General features: G+C 75.1%; 17 protein-coding genes. 7 read left to right on the top strand and 10 right to left on the bottom strand.

Annotated features, from left to right (window positions below):
* A complete protein-coding gene (locus CLV35_RS18045) occupies positions 1–891 on the bottom strand; it encodes a DUF3027 domain-containing protein (protein WP_231122023.1) in 891 nt (296 codons plus the stop codon).
* Positions 892–940: 49 nt separating this feature from the next.
* Here CLV35_RS18045 and CLV35_RS18040 point away from each other — a divergent pair, with 49 nt between their 5' ends.
* From CLV35_RS18040 to CLV35_RS18030, 3 genes are read left to right on the top strand one after another with little or no spacing between them, the layout of a single operon-like run.
* Positions 941–2,467: an MFS transporter gene (locus CLV35_RS18040; protein WP_121194901.1), complete on the top strand. Its 1,527-nt coding sequence runs from the start codon at positions 941–943 to the stop codon at positions 2,465–2,467.
* Positions 2,468–2,477: 10 nt separating this feature from the next.
* Positions 2,478–2,936 (top strand): hypothetical protein, encoded by a 459-nt coding sequence (locus CLV35_RS18035; RefSeq protein WP_121194900.1) that lies wholly within the window; start codon positions 2,478–2,480, stop codon positions 2,934–2,936.
* 1 nt (position 2,937) lies between these two features.
* Positions 2,938–3,438, top strand: a complete 501-nt coding sequence (locus CLV35_RS18030; protein WP_121194899.1) for a hypothetical protein — start codon at positions 2,938–2,940, stop codon at positions 3,436–3,438.
* Between the two features lie 5 nt (positions 3,439–3,443).
* Here the strand turns inward: CLV35_RS18030 and CLV35_RS18025 are convergent, their stop codons facing one another.
* A complete protein-coding gene (locus CLV35_RS18025; protein ID WP_121194898.1) occupies positions 3,444–4,694 on the bottom strand; it encodes a right-handed parallel beta-helix repeat-containing protein in 1,251 nt (416 codons plus the stop codon).
* Positions 4,695–4,775: 81 nt separating this feature from the next.
* Complete coding sequence (locus CLV35_RS21045; protein ID WP_121194897.1) at positions 4,776–5,159, bottom strand: cold-shock protein; 384 nt, start codon at positions 5,157–5,159, stop codon at positions 4,776–4,778.
* A 149-nt stretch (positions 5,160–5,308) separates the two neighbouring features.
* Here CLV35_RS21045 and CLV35_RS18015 point away from each other — a divergent pair, with 149 nt between their 5' ends.
* Both CLV35_RS18015 and CLV35_RS18010 read left to right on the top strand, forming a co-directional pair.
* The gene (locus CLV35_RS18015) at positions 5,309–5,545 is read left to right on the top strand and encodes a hypothetical protein (RefSeq protein ID WP_121194896.1); all 237 of its coding nucleotides are present in this window, start codon (positions 5,309–5,311) and stop codon (positions 5,543–5,545) included.
* On the top strand, positions 5,542–7,917 hold the full coding sequence (locus tag CLV35_RS18010; protein WP_121194895.1) for a helicase-associated domain-containing protein: 2,376 nt from the start codon (positions 5,542–5,544) through the stop codon (positions 7,915–7,917). Before CLV35_RS18015 ends, CLV35_RS18010 begins: the two co-directional genes overlap by 4 nt.
* 2 nt (positions 7,918–7,919) lie before the next feature.
* Here the strand turns inward: CLV35_RS18010 and arfB are convergent, their stop codons facing one another.
* Entirely contained in the window at positions 7,920–8,345 is a 426-nt protein-coding gene (arfB, locus tag CLV35_RS18005) for an alternative ribosome rescue aminoacyl-tRNA hydrolase ArfB (RefSeq protein WP_121195008.1), read from the bottom strand.
* A complete protein-coding gene (locus CLV35_RS18000; protein WP_121194894.1) occupies positions 8,342–8,878 on the bottom strand; it encodes a GNAT family N-acetyltransferase in 537 nt (178 codons plus the stop codon). Before CLV35_RS18000 ends, arfB begins: the two co-directional genes overlap by 4 nt.
* An 87-nt stretch (positions 8,879–8,965) precedes the next feature.
* Between CLV35_RS18000 and CLV35_RS17995 the strand changes: the two genes are divergently transcribed.
* Positions 8,966–10,630: a DNA repair helicase XPB gene (locus tag CLV35_RS17995; RefSeq protein WP_121194893.1), complete on the top strand. Its 1,665-nt coding sequence runs from the start codon at positions 8,966–8,968 to the stop codon at positions 10,628–10,630.
* A 6-nt stretch (positions 10,631–10,636) separates the two neighbouring features.
* Here the strand turns inward: CLV35_RS17995 and CLV35_RS17990 are convergent, their stop codons facing one another.
* From CLV35_RS17990 to CLV35_RS17980, 3 genes are read right to left on the bottom strand one after another with little or no spacing between them, the layout of a single operon-like run.
* Positions 10,637–11,206, bottom strand: a complete 570-nt coding sequence (locus CLV35_RS17990) for a DeoR/GlpR family DNA-binding transcription regulator (protein ID WP_183062061.1) — start codon at positions 11,204–11,206, stop codon at positions 10,637–10,639.
* Positions 11,203–12,372 carry an ROK family protein gene (locus tag CLV35_RS17985; protein ID WP_121194892.1) on the bottom strand — a complete coding sequence of 390 codons (1,170 nt, stop codon included), beginning with the start codon at positions 12,370–12,372 and terminating at the stop codon, positions 11,203–11,205. The genes CLV35_RS17990 and CLV35_RS17985 overlap by 4 nt, the downstream gene beginning before the upstream one ends.
* Before the next feature lie 46 nt (positions 12,373–12,418).
* Positions 12,419–13,024, bottom strand: coding sequence for a DUF1684 domain-containing protein (locus CLV35_RS17980; protein WP_231122020.1), 606 nt, complete (start codon positions 13,022–13,024; stop codon positions 12,419–12,421).
* A 183-nt stretch (positions 13,025–13,207) separates the two neighbouring features.
* Between CLV35_RS17980 and CLV35_RS17975 the strand changes: the two genes are divergently transcribed.
* Positions 13,208–13,942: a methyltransferase domain-containing protein gene (locus CLV35_RS17975; RefSeq protein WP_231122019.1), complete on the top strand. Its 735-nt coding sequence runs from the start codon at positions 13,208–13,210 to the stop codon at positions 13,940–13,942.
* On the opposite strand, the gene CLV35_RS17970 is transcribed toward CLV35_RS17975, so the two are convergent.
* Complete coding sequence (locus CLV35_RS17970; RefSeq protein WP_121194891.1) at positions 13,896–14,156, bottom strand: DUF4031 domain-containing protein; 261 nt, start codon at positions 14,154–14,156, stop codon at positions 13,896–13,898. The two genes, CLV35_RS17975 and CLV35_RS17970, sit on opposite strands and share 47 nt — an antisense overlap.
* A 9-nt stretch (positions 14,157–14,165) precedes the next feature.
* Complete coding sequence (locus CLV35_RS17965) at positions 14,166–15,599, bottom strand: DHA2 family efflux MFS transporter permease subunit (protein WP_231122018.1); 1,434 nt, start codon at positions 15,597–15,599, stop codon at positions 14,166–14,168.
* Positions 15,600–15,602: the final 3 nt, after the last annotated feature.

The following is a 15,602-nucleotide window of genomic DNA, read 5'->3' as shown; positions in this document are numbered from 1 at the left end:
TCAGCTGTGGCCGAGGTCTTCGCCCGGGCTCGCGGAGTCGACCGAGCCGTCGGGGTGGGCACCGGCCGGCACCGAGACGTACTCGTAGCCCAGCTCGTCGAGCACCGGCGGTGCCGGCTCGATGCTGGCGGGCGTCACCGCCGCCTCGGAGTGGGCGCCGCAGCCGTGGTCGAGCGCGACGACGCGGCCGTCGGAGGGCGAGTAGACGTTGGAGCACGCGCCGAACGCCTGGCGGAACGAGCCGCCGAGCAGCACGAGGAACCCGCACGTCGCACAGTGGGCGGGCGCAGCGAGGGCGATGGGAGCCTGCGGGCCGCCGTCGCCGGAGTACCACCGCTCCGCCGCGTCGGTGCGGCCCTCGAGCGAGAGGACGCGTGCGCGCCCCAGCCCCATCTCCCACAGCTCGGCGGCATCCTCGTCGTCGAGCGTCGGGCCGGCGGTCCAGCCAGGGGCGAGGCGCGGGTCGTCCTCCTCGGTCGGCAGCACGTCGCCGACGCCGAGGTCGCCCGGGCGCAGCCGCTCGCTCCAGGGCACCCACTCCGGCGCGAGCAGCGCGTCCGGGCCGGGCAGCAGCGCCGACTCCACGACCGTCGCGGTCTTCTGGCGCGGTGCGCGGGCGAGCACGACCGACCAGCGCCAGCCGTGGTAGCCCGGCAGGAGGCACTCGAACTCGTGGGAGACCAGACGCTCGCCCTCGACGGTGACGCCGAGGTGGGCGCCGACGCCCTCGCGGGTCGGGGTGTCGGCCGAGAGCTCCTCGGCGACCGAGCGGGCGAGGTCCACCGCCGCCGCCGCGACCGGGTCGAGGACCGCCTTGCGGCTGCGGGCCGCCCGCGGACGTGCGGTCGTCGCGTCGCCGGGGGTCGCGTCGCCGCTGATGCCTGTCTCCACGTGCGACATCCTCCCACTTGTGTGACGGTCCGCGTGCCGCACCGGCAGGATGGACGCCGTGGCACCCGACCCCTCCGCCGATCCCTTCGTCAAGCGCGCCCCTGAGGACGCCGGCGAGGTCGACGAGGCGCGGGCGAAGGCGGCCGAGCACGCCCTCGGTGCCGCCCGGGCGGCCGGCACGGCAGCGCGCGAGACGGCGGCGCTGACGCGCGTCGGCTGGCAGGCCACGCGCCGCTTCATCCGGTCGGCGGGCGCCGGCGAGACGGGGCTGGCGAAGCTCATCGACGTCACGGCGCTCGGCTCGGCAGGGGACGCCTTCGTCACCGTGTCCCTGGCCGGGACGCTGTTCTTCTCCGTGCCCACGGGCGAGGCGCGCGGGCGGGTCTTCGTCTACCTGCTGGTCACCATGGCGCCGTTCGCGCTCCTCGCCCCCGTCGTCGGGCCGCTGCTCGACCGCCTGGGCCACGGGCGCCGCTTCGCGCTGGCCGGCACCTTCGGGCTGCGGGCGCTGCTCGCGCTGGTCATGGCGGCCGCGGTGTCGGGCACCACCGACGACGGGCGCCGGCTCTACCCCGCCGCCTTCGGCGTCCTGGTCTGCATCAAGGCGTTCGGGGTCGCCCGCTCGGCCGCGATGCCCCGGCTGCTGCCGGCCGAGCTCGACCTGGTCAGCGCCAACTCCCGCGTCTCGCTCGCCAGCCTCGCCGCCCTCTCCACCGCCGGACCCCTGGGCGCCGGGGTGGTCACGCTGTTCGGCCCCGAGTGGTCGCTGCGCGTCGCGTTCCTCATCTTCGTCGTCGGCGTGGTGCTGTCCGTACGCCTGCCCAAGGCCCTCGACGACGAGCGCGGCGCCGGCGGGCGCGCGGTGCTCGCCGAGCACCTCCACGAGGGCGACGCGGCGCCCGACGAGGTCGAGGTTCCGGACGCGGCCGACACCGTGGCGGCGCCGCCACGCGCGGCCGGCTGGGCCGGGCGGCTGCGTGAGAGCCGGGCCCGCCGCGTACAGGCCGTCGGCCCTGCCGTCTTCGACGCGCTGCGCGCCAACGCCGGCATCCGCGCGTTCGCCGGCTTCCTGCTGCTGCACCTGGCGTTCCTGCTGCGCGCCCACCCGATGCACGGGCTGCCGGCCACGGCGCTGATCGCCGCCGCGGCGGCCGCGGCCGGCGTAGGCAGCGCCGCGGGGGCCTCGCTCGGCTCGGCGCTGCGCGGCCGGCCCGCCGAGGTCACCGTGCTGGCCTGCCTGGTGGCGTCGGCCGCGGCCGCCGCCCTGGGCTTCGTGCTGTTCGGGCTCATCACGATCCTGGTGGTCGCCGTCGTCGCCGGCGTCTCGCAGACGCTCGGCAAGCTGGCGCTCGACGCGATGATCCAGCGCGACGTGGCGCCGCACGTGCGCGCCTCCGCGTTCGCCCGCTCCGAGACCCTGCTCCAGCTCTCGTGGGTCGCCGGCGCTGGCGCCGGCACGCTGCTGCGGCCGCACGAGGGGCTGGGCTTCGGGCTGGCGGCCCTCGCGCTGCTCGTGCCCACGGCCATGGCTCTGCGCGGGGCCCTGCGGGGTCGCGCCCGCCGGCGTCACAGGTAGCCTTCGCAGCGTGGCAACTCCGTACACCTCCCGCCGCCTGCGCGGCGCCGCCCTCGGTCTCGCGGTCCTGGCGCCGCTGGTGCTGGCCGGCTGCGACAAGCCGACTCCGGGCGTGACCGCCTTCGCGGGCAGCAGCTCCCACCGCGCCGACGCGGCCTGCTGGTCGCAGAAGTCGAGCTCGCCGGTGCAGGAGTCGGCGTGCGACGCCACGGCCACCGACGTCGAGGTGGGCGCGGGCGACACGGTCGGCATCAGCGTCGACAAGGACGTCGCCGACGCGGGCTGGAAGGTGCAGATCGGCGACGGCCAGCAGGCCCAGGTCGTCACGCCCAAGACGCTCAAGACCACGCACTTCAAGCTGCCGGTCGGCTCGTCGCTGACCCAGGACTTCCCGCTGACCGTCGTGGCCTTCGACAAGTCGGGCCAGCAGGTGCGCGGCATCTGGAAGTTCCGCCTCGTGCCGGCCTGACGTGCGCGTCGTCGCCCTGGTCGCGGGCGAGCCCGAGCGCGACGCGGTGCTCACCGGCTTCGCCGACCTCGGCCTGCCGCGCCTGGCCCGCCTGGCGCCCTACTCCGGCACGCGCGTCGCCGACTGCGGCGCGGGCACGCTGGTGCTGGTGCCGACCGGCGGCGCCGACGTGGCGCTCGCCGCGTGCGCGGCGGGCGTGGCGCTGAACCGTACGCTGCCCGACCTCGTCGTCGCGATCGACGTCACGCCCGACGACGACCCCGTCACCGTCGCGCAGGCCGGCCCCGACGGCGAGCCGCTCGAGGGCTGGCTGCTCGAGATCGCCACTGCTCGCCTGCCGCAGGCGCAGCCCGCCGCGCAGGTCACCGGGCCGCTCGGCACCGGCGCCCACGCGGCGGCGCGCGTCCACTCCCGCCGCTTCCTCGCGGTCGGCGCCCCGCTCGCGCAGCTGGGCCCGGTCGCGCGCGCTCTGCTCGCGCGCGACCTGTCCGTCATCGCGTAGCGGGCCTACTTCCCGACGTACTCCCACGCACCGCGGTCCGGCTTGGCGTCGCGGCTGCGGTTGCCGACGTCGGTCTTCGTCGCGGCAGAGGAGTCGGCGTTGTTGCGGCACCTGCTCGACGCGAGCAGCTTGAAGTCGTTGCCGGTGTCGTAGCCCGGCGACGAGGTCTTGATGTCCTTGCTCGTCGCGCCGTCCGCGATGCAGTTGTGGTCCTGCCGGGCGACCGCGCCGGAGCCGTAGACCTTGAACAGGATGTTGTTGACGACCTGGAGCCCGCTGTTGCCCGACTTCACCAGGCTCGAGCCGCGGGAGCCCGACGTGCCCATGGCTCCGACGGTGTTGTTGATGACCCGCGTGGCCTTGGTGCTGACCAGGTTGATGCCGCTGCCGCGCCACGCCGTCACGAGGTTGTCGGCGATGTAGGTGCCGCTGACCCGCAGCGTGCTCACGGAGCGGTTCGGGCCGAGCATGATCGCCTGGTCCGGGCCGTTGGGGCCCGGTGCCCAGAAGCGGTTGCCGACGATCTTGAGGTCGTCGGAGCCGACCGACTGGATGCCGTCGTTGTGGTCGGCGTTCTTCTGCGGGTCGTGGATCCGGTTGCCCGAGATGACGACGTGCTTGCCGCCGGCGATCGTGATGATGTCGGACCCCGCGCCGAACAGGTCGTTGCCGGAGAAGGTCAGGTTCGACGGCCAGCTGCCGAGGTCGTACGGCGCTCCGTTGACGCTGATCGCGCGTGCCGTGCCGTTGGTGGCGAGCTTGCCGGTCACCCCGCGGCCGTCGACGATGCTGGCGCGCACCGTCACGTAGCTCGTCTTCTTCCAGATGTCGAAGCCGGAGTGCGCCTTCGGCTTGACGGTCACGTGGTCGAAGACCAGGTGCGAGCTGCCGTCGCTGATGCGCACGACGCTCTCGGGCGCCGACGACGAGTTGGCCAGCGTGAGGTTCGTGACCGTCAGGCCCTTGACGCCCTTGAGGGTCAGGCCGTGGACGACGACGCCGGTGCGCGAGGCGCCGCGCAGCGTGACGCCGGTCAGGTCGAGCTTCTTCGTCGTCCACTTGTCGAGCCAGAGGGCCGACCAGCTTCCGCTGGCCAGCGTGATGGTCGTGCCCTTCTTGGCCGAGCCGAGCGCCTTGAGGACGTCGGCACCGGGCTTGAGGGTCGTCGACGCGTAGGCGGGCGCGGCGGCCGCGCTCAGCGTGGTCGCCGCCATCGCGGCGCAGGCGAGCAGGGTGGGGAGGACTCGGGGCTTCATGCGGTTCCGTCTCTGTGGTGCGGGGCGGGCCGGGCACGCTGCTCCGATGCGGCTCCCAGCTGGTCTGCGGTGTCGGCTGTCTCACGCCTCCAGGTCGTCGGCGACGGCGCGGAGGACGGCGGCCAGCTTGGCGCCGGCGGCACGCTCGGGGTAGCGCCCGCGGCGCAGGCCCTCGCCCACCCGGTCGAGCAGGCGGATGACGTCCTCCACGATCGGCACGAGGTCGTCGGGCTTGCGGCGCGCGGCCTTCGCGAGCGAGGGGGGCGCGTCCAGCAGCCGGACGGCCATCGCCTGGGTGCCGCGGTTGCCCTGCGCGACGCCGAACTCGATGCGCTGGCCCGGCTTGAGCGCCGTCGCGCCCGCCGGGAGCGCGGAGGCGTGCACGAAGACGTCGCCGCCGTCGTCGCTGGTGGCGAAGCCGAAGCCCTTGTCCGTGTCGTACCACTTCACCTTGCCGGTCGGCACGGCGTCCTCCTCGCTGGGTTGGGCAGGCTGTCTGGGGGTAGAGGGCACGCGGTGTGGATCCGCTGCCGGCTCCGGCTCTGCGGCGCGGGCCCCCGGTCGTGCCGGGCGGGCGTCAGGTTACCCGTCCCACGGCGCCTACGCTTGGGCATATGCGCCCGAACGACCGCGACACGCCCGGCCCTGGCGACCGCTGGGTGGTCGTCGGCGGTGTGATCTTCGTCGCCGGCGCGCTGGCCTGCGTGGCCGCCGTCGTGCCCCTCCTGCTGGGCACCGACCCGCTCCCCGTCCTGGTCTACCTGCTCGCGCTGCTCGCGCCGCTCGGCTTCGCGGTCGCCCTGTGCGGGCTGCTCGTGGGCGTGCGCGCGCGCCGCATCCCGCGCTCGTGACCGACCGCGGGGCTCCCGTGCGCAGCCTGGCCGACGACCTGCGGGCGCGCGACGACGCCGCGCTCGCCGCGCTGCTGCGGGCCCGTCCCGACCTGCTCGGCCCGGTGCCCGCCGACGTCGGCGCGCTCGCGACCCGCGCCACCAGCGCGCCGAGCGTGGCGCGCGCCCTCGACCGGCTCGACCTCGCCGGCCTCCAGGTGGTCGAGGTGCTGGCGACGCTGCCCGAGCCCACGACGGCGGCCGAGGTGACCGCGCGCTGGGGCGCCGACGCCCGTGCCGTGCTGGCGGTGCTGCGCGAGCAGGCGCTGGTGTGGGGCGAGGGCGACGAGGTACGCCTGGTGCGCGCCGTCCGCACCGCCGTCCGCGAGCCGGCCGGGCTCGGCCCGCCGGTCGAGACGCTGCTCACCGGCGCGTCGCCGGAGGCCGTCGCGTCGCTGGTGCGTGCGCTCGGGGCCTCCACCACCGGCGACGTCACCCGTGACGCGGCCGCGGTCGCCGCCGTCCTCTCCGACGCCGCAGCTCTCGACGCGCTGCTCGCCGGCGCCCCGCCCGGCGCCCGCGAGGCGCTCGCCCGCCTCGAGTGGGGGCCGCCGGCCGGAGCGCTGCCCTCGGCCCGCCGCCAGGTCGACCCCGGCTCGGCCCGCACGCCGGTCGAGTGGCTGCTCGCCCACGGCCTGCTCGTGCCGACGGGCCCCGAGACGGTGACCCTCCCGCTCGAGGTCGCGCTGCACCTGCGCGGCGGCCGCGTCCACGCCGATCCGGCGCCGGTGCCCCCGGCCCTCGCGACCACCGAGCGCGGCGTGCGCTCGGCCGAGCAGGCGGCCGCGCAGGCCGCCTACGACCTCGTGCGCCGGTGCGAGGACCTGCTCGAGTCCTGGGGGCTGGCCCCGCCTGCGGTCCTGCGGCAGGGCGGGCTCAGCGTCCGCGACCTGAAGCGCACGGCGGTCGCGCTCGACGTCGACGAGCCGACCGCCGCGCTGGTCGTCGAGACCGCGCACTCGGCCGGCCTGTTCGGCCCGAGCCTCGAGGGCGACGAGTGGCTGCCCGGCCCCGCCTACGACACCTGGCTCGCGCAGCCCGTCGAGCGCCGCTGGGCCGTCCTCGCGCAGGCGTGGCTCGCATCGACGCGGGTGGCGTCCCTCGCCGGGGCCCGCGACGAGCGCGACAAGCCGCTCAACGCCCTCGGGCCCGGCCTCGACCGCGCGCTCGCGCCCGACCTGCGCACCTCGGTCCTGACCGCTCTCGCGGACGTCGGGGCCGGACTGGCGGTCGAGCGCGACAGCCTGCTGGCCCGGCTGACCTGGCACCGTCCCCGCCGGGCCGGGCGCTCGCGCGACGCGCTGGTGGGCTGGACCCTGGCCGAGGCGGAGGTGCTCGGCGTCACCGGCCGCGGCGCCCTCTCCGCGGCCGGGCGGCGGCTGCTCGACTCCGACGAGGACGCCGTCGCCGCGGCGCTCGCGCCGGGGCTGCCCGAGCCGAGCACCGAGATCCTGCTCCAGGCCGACCTCACCGTCGTCGCTCCCGGTCCGCTCGTGCCGGCGCTGGCCCGCGAGATCGCCCTGATGGCCGACGTCGAGAGCACCGGCGGCGCCACGGTCTACCGGCTGACCGCCGACTCCGTGCGCCGCGCGCTCGACGCCGGGCGCAGCTCCGGCGAGCTGCTCGAGCTGCTCACCACCCACTCGCGCACCCCCGTGCCCCAGCCGCTCGCGTACCTGCTCGAGGACGTCGCCCGCCGCCACGGCCGCGTACGCGTCGGCACCGCCTCTGCGTACCTGCGCTGCGACGACCCCGCCGTCCTCACCGAGCTCGTCGCCGACCGGCGCGCGGCCCAGCTGCGGCTGCGCCGGCTGGCGCCGACCGTCCTGGCCGCGCAGGCACCGGTCGACATGGTGCTCGAGCGCCTGCGCTCGCTCGGCCTGGCGCCGGCGGCCGAGTCCGCCGAGGGCGAGGTGGTCGTCCGCCGCCCTGACTCACGCCGCAGCCCCCACCGCCCGCGGCCTCCGCGCCTGGTCGGCGAGCCCCCCGCCCCGCCGGACGGGACGCTGGCCGCGGCGGTCCGGGCCGTACGCGCCGGTGACCGCGCCGCCGCGAGCGTGCGCCGCGACCCCCGGCTGCCCGCGTCGAGCTTCGGCGTGCCGCGCGTCGCCACCGCCGAGGTCGTGGCGCTGCTGCGCCAGGCGGTGCAGCAGCAGGTGCCCGTCGTCATCGGCTACGTCAACGCCGAGGCGTCGGCCACCGAGCGCGTGGTCGAGCCGATGAGCGTCGAGGGCGGCTACGTCACGGCCTTCGACCACCTCACCGACTCGGTGCGCACCTTTGCCGTGGCCCGCATCACCGGCATCGCCCCTGCTGCCAACGCCCCGGCCTGAGCTCAGTCGTCGTGAGAGCGGCGCAGGCGCTTGGTCTCGCCGCGCTGCTTCTTGGCCTCGACGCGCCGGCGCTGGGAGCCCAGGGTCGGCCGGGTGGGCCGGCGGGGCGCGGCGGGCGGGGCGAGCGCGTCGCGCAGCAGCGAGGCGAGCCGCTGCTGGGCCGCGTCGCGGTTGCGCAGCTGTGAGCGGTGCTCAGACGCCGACAGGGTGAGCACGCCGTCGACCAGCCGGTCGGCGAGCCGCTCGAGGGCGCGGGCGCGCAGGTGCGGGGGCAGCGAGGGCGAGCGCGCGACGTCGAAGGAGAGCTCGACCCGCGAGTCGGTCGTGTTGACGCCCTGGCCGCCCGGTCCGCTCGAGCGGGAGAACCGCCACGCCAGCTCGCCGGGCGGGATCTCCACCCGGCTGGTGACCCGCAGCGGCGCGCTCAGAGTCGCCGCCAGAAGAGCAGCTCGTCGCGCTCGTCGCCGGGAGCCACCCGGATGGCGTCCGGGAAGCGCCCGATCTCGACGTAGCCCAGCCTCGCGTAGAACTCGTGCAGCCCGTGCCCGTCGCGCGCCGCCAGTCTCAGCGCCTCCAGCCCCTCGGCGCGGGCCGTCTCGTGCACCGCCTCCATCAGCCGCCGGCCGAGCCCGCGGCCCTGCAGCGCCGGCGTGACGACCACGCACGTGACCGTCGCCCAGTGGCGCATGTGCGGCTTGTAGACGCGCTCGAGGAAGGCGAGGCCGACCGGCCCGTCAGGCCCCGACAGCACCACCAGCGTGTAGTCGCCGGCCAGCACGGACGCGAGCTTGTGCTCGAGGACCGGCGCCACGTCCGCGGCCGTCACCGGCGCCAGGAAGCCGACCGCTCCGCCGCCGTTGACGCCCTCGACCCAGACGTCCACCAGCGCGTCGCGCAGCGCGGGGTCGACGACAGCGCCGCGCACCGCCGCGTACGTCGTGGCGAGGGTGTCGGAGGTCATGGTCCCCATCGTCCCCTGCCCGGGAAGAGCGCCGCGCGGCGCCTGGTTGACACTGGAACCCCCAGCTCGACGTCCGGAAGGACCCGCGTGACCGACGGCCCGCTCATCGTCCAGTCGGACAAGACCCTGCTGCTCGAGATCGACCACGACGACTCCCCCGCTGCGCGCCGCGCCATCGCCCCGTTCGCCGAGCTCGAGCGCGCCCCCGAGCACGTGCACACCTACCGCGTCACCCCGCTCGGGCTCTGGAACGCGCGTGCCGCCGGCCACGACGCCGAGCAGGTCGTCGACACGCTGCTGCGCTACAGCCGCTACGCGGTGCCCCACTCCCTGCTGGTCGACATCGCCGACACGATGGACCGGTACGGCCGCCTCACGCTCGAGAAGCACCCCGTCCACGGGCTGGTGCTGCACACCACCGACCGGCCGGTGCTCGAGGAGGTGCTGCGCTCGAAGAAGGTGGCGCCGCTGGTCGGCGAGCGGGTCGACCCCGACACCGTGGTCGTGCACCCGAGCGAGCGCGGCCACATGAAGCAGGTGCTGCTCAAGCTGGGCTGGCCCGCCGAGGACCTCGCGGGCTACGTCGACGGCGAGGCCCACCCGATCGAGCTCGCGCAGGACGGCTGGACGCTGCGGCCCTACCAGCAGGAGGCCGTCGACGGCTTCTGGCACGGCGGCTCCGGCGTGGTGGTCCTCCCCTGCGGCGCGGGCAAGACGCTGGTCGGCGCGGCCGCGATGGCGCAGGCCAAGGCGACCACGCTGATCCTCGTCACCAACACCGTCTCGGCGCGCCAGTGGCGCCACGAGCTGCTCAAGCGCACCTCGCTGACCGAGGACGAGATCGGCGAGTACAGCGGCTCCAAGAAGGAGATCCGCCCGGTCACCATCGCGACCTACCAGGTGCTGACGACCAAGCGGAAGGGCGTCTACCAGCACCTCGAGGTGTTCGACGCTCGCGACTGGGGCCTGGTCGTCTACGACGAGGTGCACCTGCTGCCGGCGCCGGTCTTCCGCTTCACCGCCGACATCCAGGCCCGCCGCCGGATCGGCCTGACCGCGACGCTGGTGCGCGAGGACGGCCGGGAGGGCGACGTCTTCTCGCTGATCGGGCCCAAGCGCTACGACGCGCCGTGGAAGGACATCGAGTCGCAGGGCTACATCGCGCCCGCCGACTGCGTCGAGGTACGCGTGACGCTCAGCGAGCACGAGCGGCTGACCTACGCGACGGCCGAGCCGGAGGAGCGCTACCGCCTCTGCTCGACCACGGCGACGAAGGCGCGGCTCGTCGAGCGGCTCACCGAGCTGCACGAGGGCGAGCGGATCCTCGTCATCGGGCAGTACATCGACCAGCTCGACGACCTCGGCAACCGCCTCGACGCCCCGGTGATCAAGGGCGAGACGACGGTGAAGGAGCGCGAGCGGCTGTTCGAGGCCTTCCGGAGCGGCGAGATCACCACCCTGGTCGTCAGCAAGGTCGCGAACTTCTCGATCGACCTGCCGGAGGCGGCCGTCGCGATCCAGGTGTCCGGCACCTTCGGCTCGCGCCAGGAGGAGGCCCAGCGCCTGGGCCGCGTCCTGCGCCCGAAGTCCGACCGCCGCGCGGCGCGCTTCTACTCGGTCGTCGCCCGCGACACCGTCGACCAGGACTTCGCGGCCCACCGGCAGCGCTTCCTGGCCGAGCAGGGCTACGCCTACCGCATCCTCGACGCAGACGACATCCTCGCCGGAGGCACGGCCGACGCGGCGGAGTGACGCCCGTCAGCGCGCGAGCAGCACCTGGACGCCGGCCCGCCGGAACCGCTCCACGGCCCGGGGGTCGGCGCCGGCGTCGGTGACCAGGTGCGTCATCTCGTGCAGGCCGACGATCTGCACGGTCGACTCGACCCCCAGCGAGGCGGAGTCGGCGAGCACGACCACGGCCGCGGCGGTCGCGACCAGGGCGCGGTCGGTCGGTGCGCCCAGCACCTCGGCGGTCGAGAGCCCGCGCTCGACGGTCACCCCGTCGCCGCCGACGAAGGCCAGCGTCGTGCGCATGCCCGTCAGGGTCTGGTCGCCGGGCAGCCCGAGGACGGCCTGCCGCGGTCCGCGCACGCTGCCGCCGGTGATGAAGACGTCGATGCCGCGGTGGCCGGACAGCTCCTGGGCGACGGGCACCGAGTTGGTGACGACGGAGAGCTCCTCCCGCTCGGCGAGGACGCGGGAGAGCGCCACGGTCGCGGGCCCGGCGCCGACCGCGATGCTGTCGCCGTCGCGCACGAGCGAGGCCGCCAGCGCCGCGACGGCCGCCTGCGCGTCGACGCGGTCGACGAGCGCCGTCCGCGCCCTCACTGCGCCACCTCCGCGAGCTCGGCCGGCTCGAACGAGGCACCGTGCATCACGAGGTCCTGGATCGCCACCACTGCTGCTCCTCTCGCCCAGTCGAAGAAGTCGGTCGAGCGCACCTCGACCGCGACCGGTGCGGCTGACGGGTCGAGCCGGCGGGCCAGCGCCTCGTGGAAGGCGTCGCCGAGCACGGAGTAGAACTGCATCGCCTCGCCGGTGAGGACCACGCTGCGCGGCCCGACGAGGTTGACGACGTTGGCGGTGACGACGCCGAGGGCGCGGCCCGCCTCGGCCAGCACGTGCCGTGCGTCCGGGTCGCCGGCCAGCGCGCGCTCGCCGAGCTCCTCGAGCGAGCCGGGCACGTCGCTGGTGCGCTCGGCCAGGGCGCGCAGCATCCCGCCGGTCGTCGCGTAGGTCATCGCGCAGCCGCGGTGGCCCTGCGGGCAGGTGGTGCCGCGGTCCTCGACCTGTCCGTCGTCGACCGGCATGTGGGCCACCAGGCCGCACGCGCCCGCCGACCCGCCCACGGCCCTGTCGCCGATGACGAGCCCGCAGCCGATGCCGGCGCCGGCGGTGACGACGGCGAAGGAGTCGGAGCCGCCGCCGAACCAGTGCTGCAGCGCCGTGAGCGCGCGCAGGTCGTTCTCGACGACCACCCGCACGCCCAGCCGCGGCTCGAGCAGCTCGCGGAGGGCGACGTCCTCCCAGCCGAGGAACGTCGAGGCGGTGACGTAGGAGTGGTCGCGCAGCACGGTGCCGGAGATGCCGACGCCCACCTGCACCGGGCGCCGCACCGTGGCGAGCGCCTCGACCAGGTCCACGACGACGCCGACGACGGCGGCGACGTCCTTGCTCGGGAGCGCGCGGTCGAGCCGCTCCACGACGGCGCTGCGGAAGTCGGTGAGCACGGCGTAGGCGTGGTCGCCCGTCAGCTTCACGCCGACGAAGTGCACGCGGTCGGCGGCGACGTCGAGCGGGCTCGAGGGCCGTCCCGTGGAGGCCAGCTGCGCCGGCTCCTCCTCGCGGAGCAGGTCGGCGTCGACGTAGGGCCGGGTCAGCTTGGTGAGCGAGGCGGCGGACAGCGAGAGCCGGCGGGCGAGCTCGGCGCGCGGCAGCGGGCCGGAGCGCAGCAGCATCTGCAGGATCGAGCGGGTGCTCGACGGGATGGGCACGCCGACACCGTAGGCCCCTTATTTCACCGAGTCAAGAAACTTCTCACTACCCGGCAGCCAGCCGCTCGCCCGCCTCGATCGGCACCGTCGTCGTGTTGCCGGCGGCGGCCAGCGGGCACTCCCACACCGGGTCGTAGCGGCACGACGGGTGGTAGAGGAAGTTGAAGTCCAGCACCAGCTTGCCGTCGAAGAGCCCCAGGTCGGCGCCCTTGGCGGTGTCGACGAGGTAGCGGCCGGCGCCGTAGGTCGTCGTGCGCGCCGTGCCGTCCTTGACCGGCACGAAGAGCCCGCCGGCGTACTGGTCGAGCCACCACACGTCGAGGGTGATGCCGAGATCGGGCACCTCGACCAGGCCCACGAGCTTCTGGCGCACCTCGCCGTCGCTCGAGGACGGCGAGACCCGCAGCTGCTCGCGCTCGACCGGCTGCAGCGGCACGACGAAGCGCAGCGCCGGGTCGTAGGGCCAGTAGGGCAGCCCCGTCTCCCGCAGCGGGTCGTCGGCGGGCAGCGGGCTCTGGGGGTGCGAGCGGAAGAGCTCGTCCTTGGCCGCGCGCCACAGCTTGTGCCCCGAGCGGGGGTCGCTCTCGCGGCGCACCGCCGCGTAGACCTGCTGCATGCGCCGGCGCCAGTCGGCGAGCTCGAGGACGTCCACGCCCTCATCCTGCCCCACGGCCCCGGACGCTGCCGCTACGCTTCCCGCCATGTCGTCGAGCACCCAGGCGTGGCGCCGCACCTAGCGGCCTGCACCGACGACGTCCCCACGCAGCAGCCCGCTCCCGGCGAGGCGCTGCGACGGAGTGCGACCTCCCGGGGGCCCGACGGCCCGGAGGGCCCAGTGAGCACTCCCCTGACCGACTACCTCGTGACGGCCCGGACGTTCGAGGAGTACCTCGAGATGTTCGCGCTCGACCTGCCCACCCTGGCAGGACAGCGCGTCCTCGACTGCCCCGGCGGTGCGGCCAGCTTCGCCGCCGACGGCAGGCGCCACGGCGTACGCGTCACCGCCCTCGACCCCGCCTACGCCCTCGCGCCCGGCGACCTCGCCGTCCGCGCCCTGGACGACGTACGCACCGGTGCGGACCACGTGGCCGGCTCCCTCGAGGCCTACGACTGGAGCTCGTTCGGCAGCCCCGAGGCCCACCGGGCGGCGCGCACGGCTGCGGCGGGACGCTTCGCGCTCGACCTGCGACGCCGTCCCGGCGACTACGTCGCGGGCTCGCTGCCCGACACGGGGCTGCCGGCGGAGAGCTTCGACCTGGTGCTGAGCTCGCACCTGCTGTTCACCTACGCCGACCGGCTCGACGCGGCGTTCCACCGGGCCGCGGTGCGCGAGCTGCTCCGCGTGCTGCGCCCGGGCGGCGAGCTACGGGTGTTCCCGCTCGTCGACCTCCGCGCCCACCGGCCCGACCTCGTCGACGAGGTCGTGGCGGACGTGCGCAGCTCGGGCACCGCAGCGGCAGAAGCGCCTGTGCGCTACCGGTTCCAGCGCGGAGCCGACAGCATGCTCCTGCTGCGCAAGGGCGTCAGCGCACCTTCTGGGTGCGCAGGCCCGAGGCACGCAGCCTCGTGACCAGCTCGCGGCCCGTCACGCTCTCGGCGCCCAGGGCGATCGCCTGCTCGCGGAGGACGTCGGGGATGTCGTAGTGGTCGCCCTGGAAGGCCCGTCTCGGGATGCCGAGGCGCTCGGCGAAGCCGTGCAGCTCGTCGTAGGACGTGTCGCTGACCAGGTGCGCCCACAGCCTGTCGCGCCACGGCCACATGGCGGGGTCGACGAGCACGGTCACGCGCTCACGCTACCCGGTGGCCCTGGCCGCACCGCCGCGCGCCAGCGAGGCGCCGGCCGCGACGACGCACAGCACCGTCAGGACCACCAGGGCGGTGCGGAAGCCGTCGACGAAGTGCCCCACCTCGGCGGGCGAGAGCTGGGTGAGCGTGCCCGCGTAGGTCGCCCGCTTCTCCCGCGGCGCCAGCGGACTGGTGACGATGGCCAGCGACATGGCGGTGCTGACGACGAAGCCGGTGTTCTGCAGCATCGAGCGCAGACCGTTCGCGACCCCGCGGCTGCTGGCCGGCACGCTGCTCATGATGGAGCTGGTGTTGGGCGTCATGAACGCGCCGGTCCCGACGCCCACCAGGAACAGCGCCACACCGATCGGCGCGTAGCCCGCGTGCGGCGACACGACGGCCGCCATCAGCAGCAGTCCACCCGAGACCACACCCAGACCGGACGACGCGAGCACCTGTGTCGACACGTGGCGCGAGAGCCAGCCGACCGGCGGGGAGGCGACCATCATGCCCAGTGCCAGGGGCGTGACCCGCAGCCCGGCCTGGAGCGGGTCGAGTCCCTGCGCGCCCTGGAAGAACAGCGACGCGAGCAGGATCAGGGAGAACCGCGCCATGGCGAGCAGGAACACCGAGAGGTAGGCGAAGGCGAGCTGGCGGTCGGCCAGGAGCGCCAGGTCGACGAGCGGGTCGCTGCGGTGGCGCTGCACGAGGACGAACGCCGGCAGGCCGACGGCCAGAGCGAGGAAGCCGGCCACCACCTGGGGCGCCGCCCAGCCGACGGAGCCGCCCTCCGAGAGCGCGACGACGAGACCGCCGAGCCACACGACCGACAGGACCGCACCGACCCCGTCGAAGCGGCCCTCGGCGCGCTCGGTGCCGGCCGGCCGCAGGGTGTGCGTCGCCCAGGCCAGCCCCACGAGACCGACGGGGACGTTGAACAGGAAGACCCAGCGCCACCCGAAGGCCCCGATGAGCGCACCGCCGACCACCGGCCCGGCCACCTGCGCCGCCGAGATCACCGTGATGTTGAGCCCGAGGGCCGTGCCGAGCAGCCGACGGGGGAAGGCGTCGGTCAGCTGGGCGGTGGTGTTGGTGATGATCGCGGCCGCGCCGACGGCCTGCACCGCGCGCAGGGCGATGAGGACCCCGGCGGTGGGTGCGAGGCCACAGCCCAGGCTGCCGAGCGTGAGCACCCCGAGCCCGGTGACGTAGAGCCGGCGCCGGCCCACCAGGTCGGCGAGCCGGCCGAACAGCAGGATGAGCACGGTGTTGACCAGCATGTAGGACAGCAGGAACCAGCTGGCCTGCGTCGGCGAGGCGTTGAAGTGGCGCGACACGCTCGGCAGGCCGACGTCGAGCGTGGAGGAGTTCAGTCCGGTGAGGACGACGCCCAGGCTCGTGACCGAGAGCACGCGCCAGGCGTACGCGACGTCCTCCTGCACAAT

Source organism: Motilibacter peucedani (assembly GCF_003634695.1).
Taxonomy (GTDB): domain Bacteria; phylum Actinomycetota; class Actinomycetes; order Motilibacterales; family Motilibacteraceae; genus Motilibacter; species Motilibacter peucedani.
Note: the sequence above shows the minus strand (reverse complement) of the source record. Positions and strands in the feature narration are given on the sequence as shown.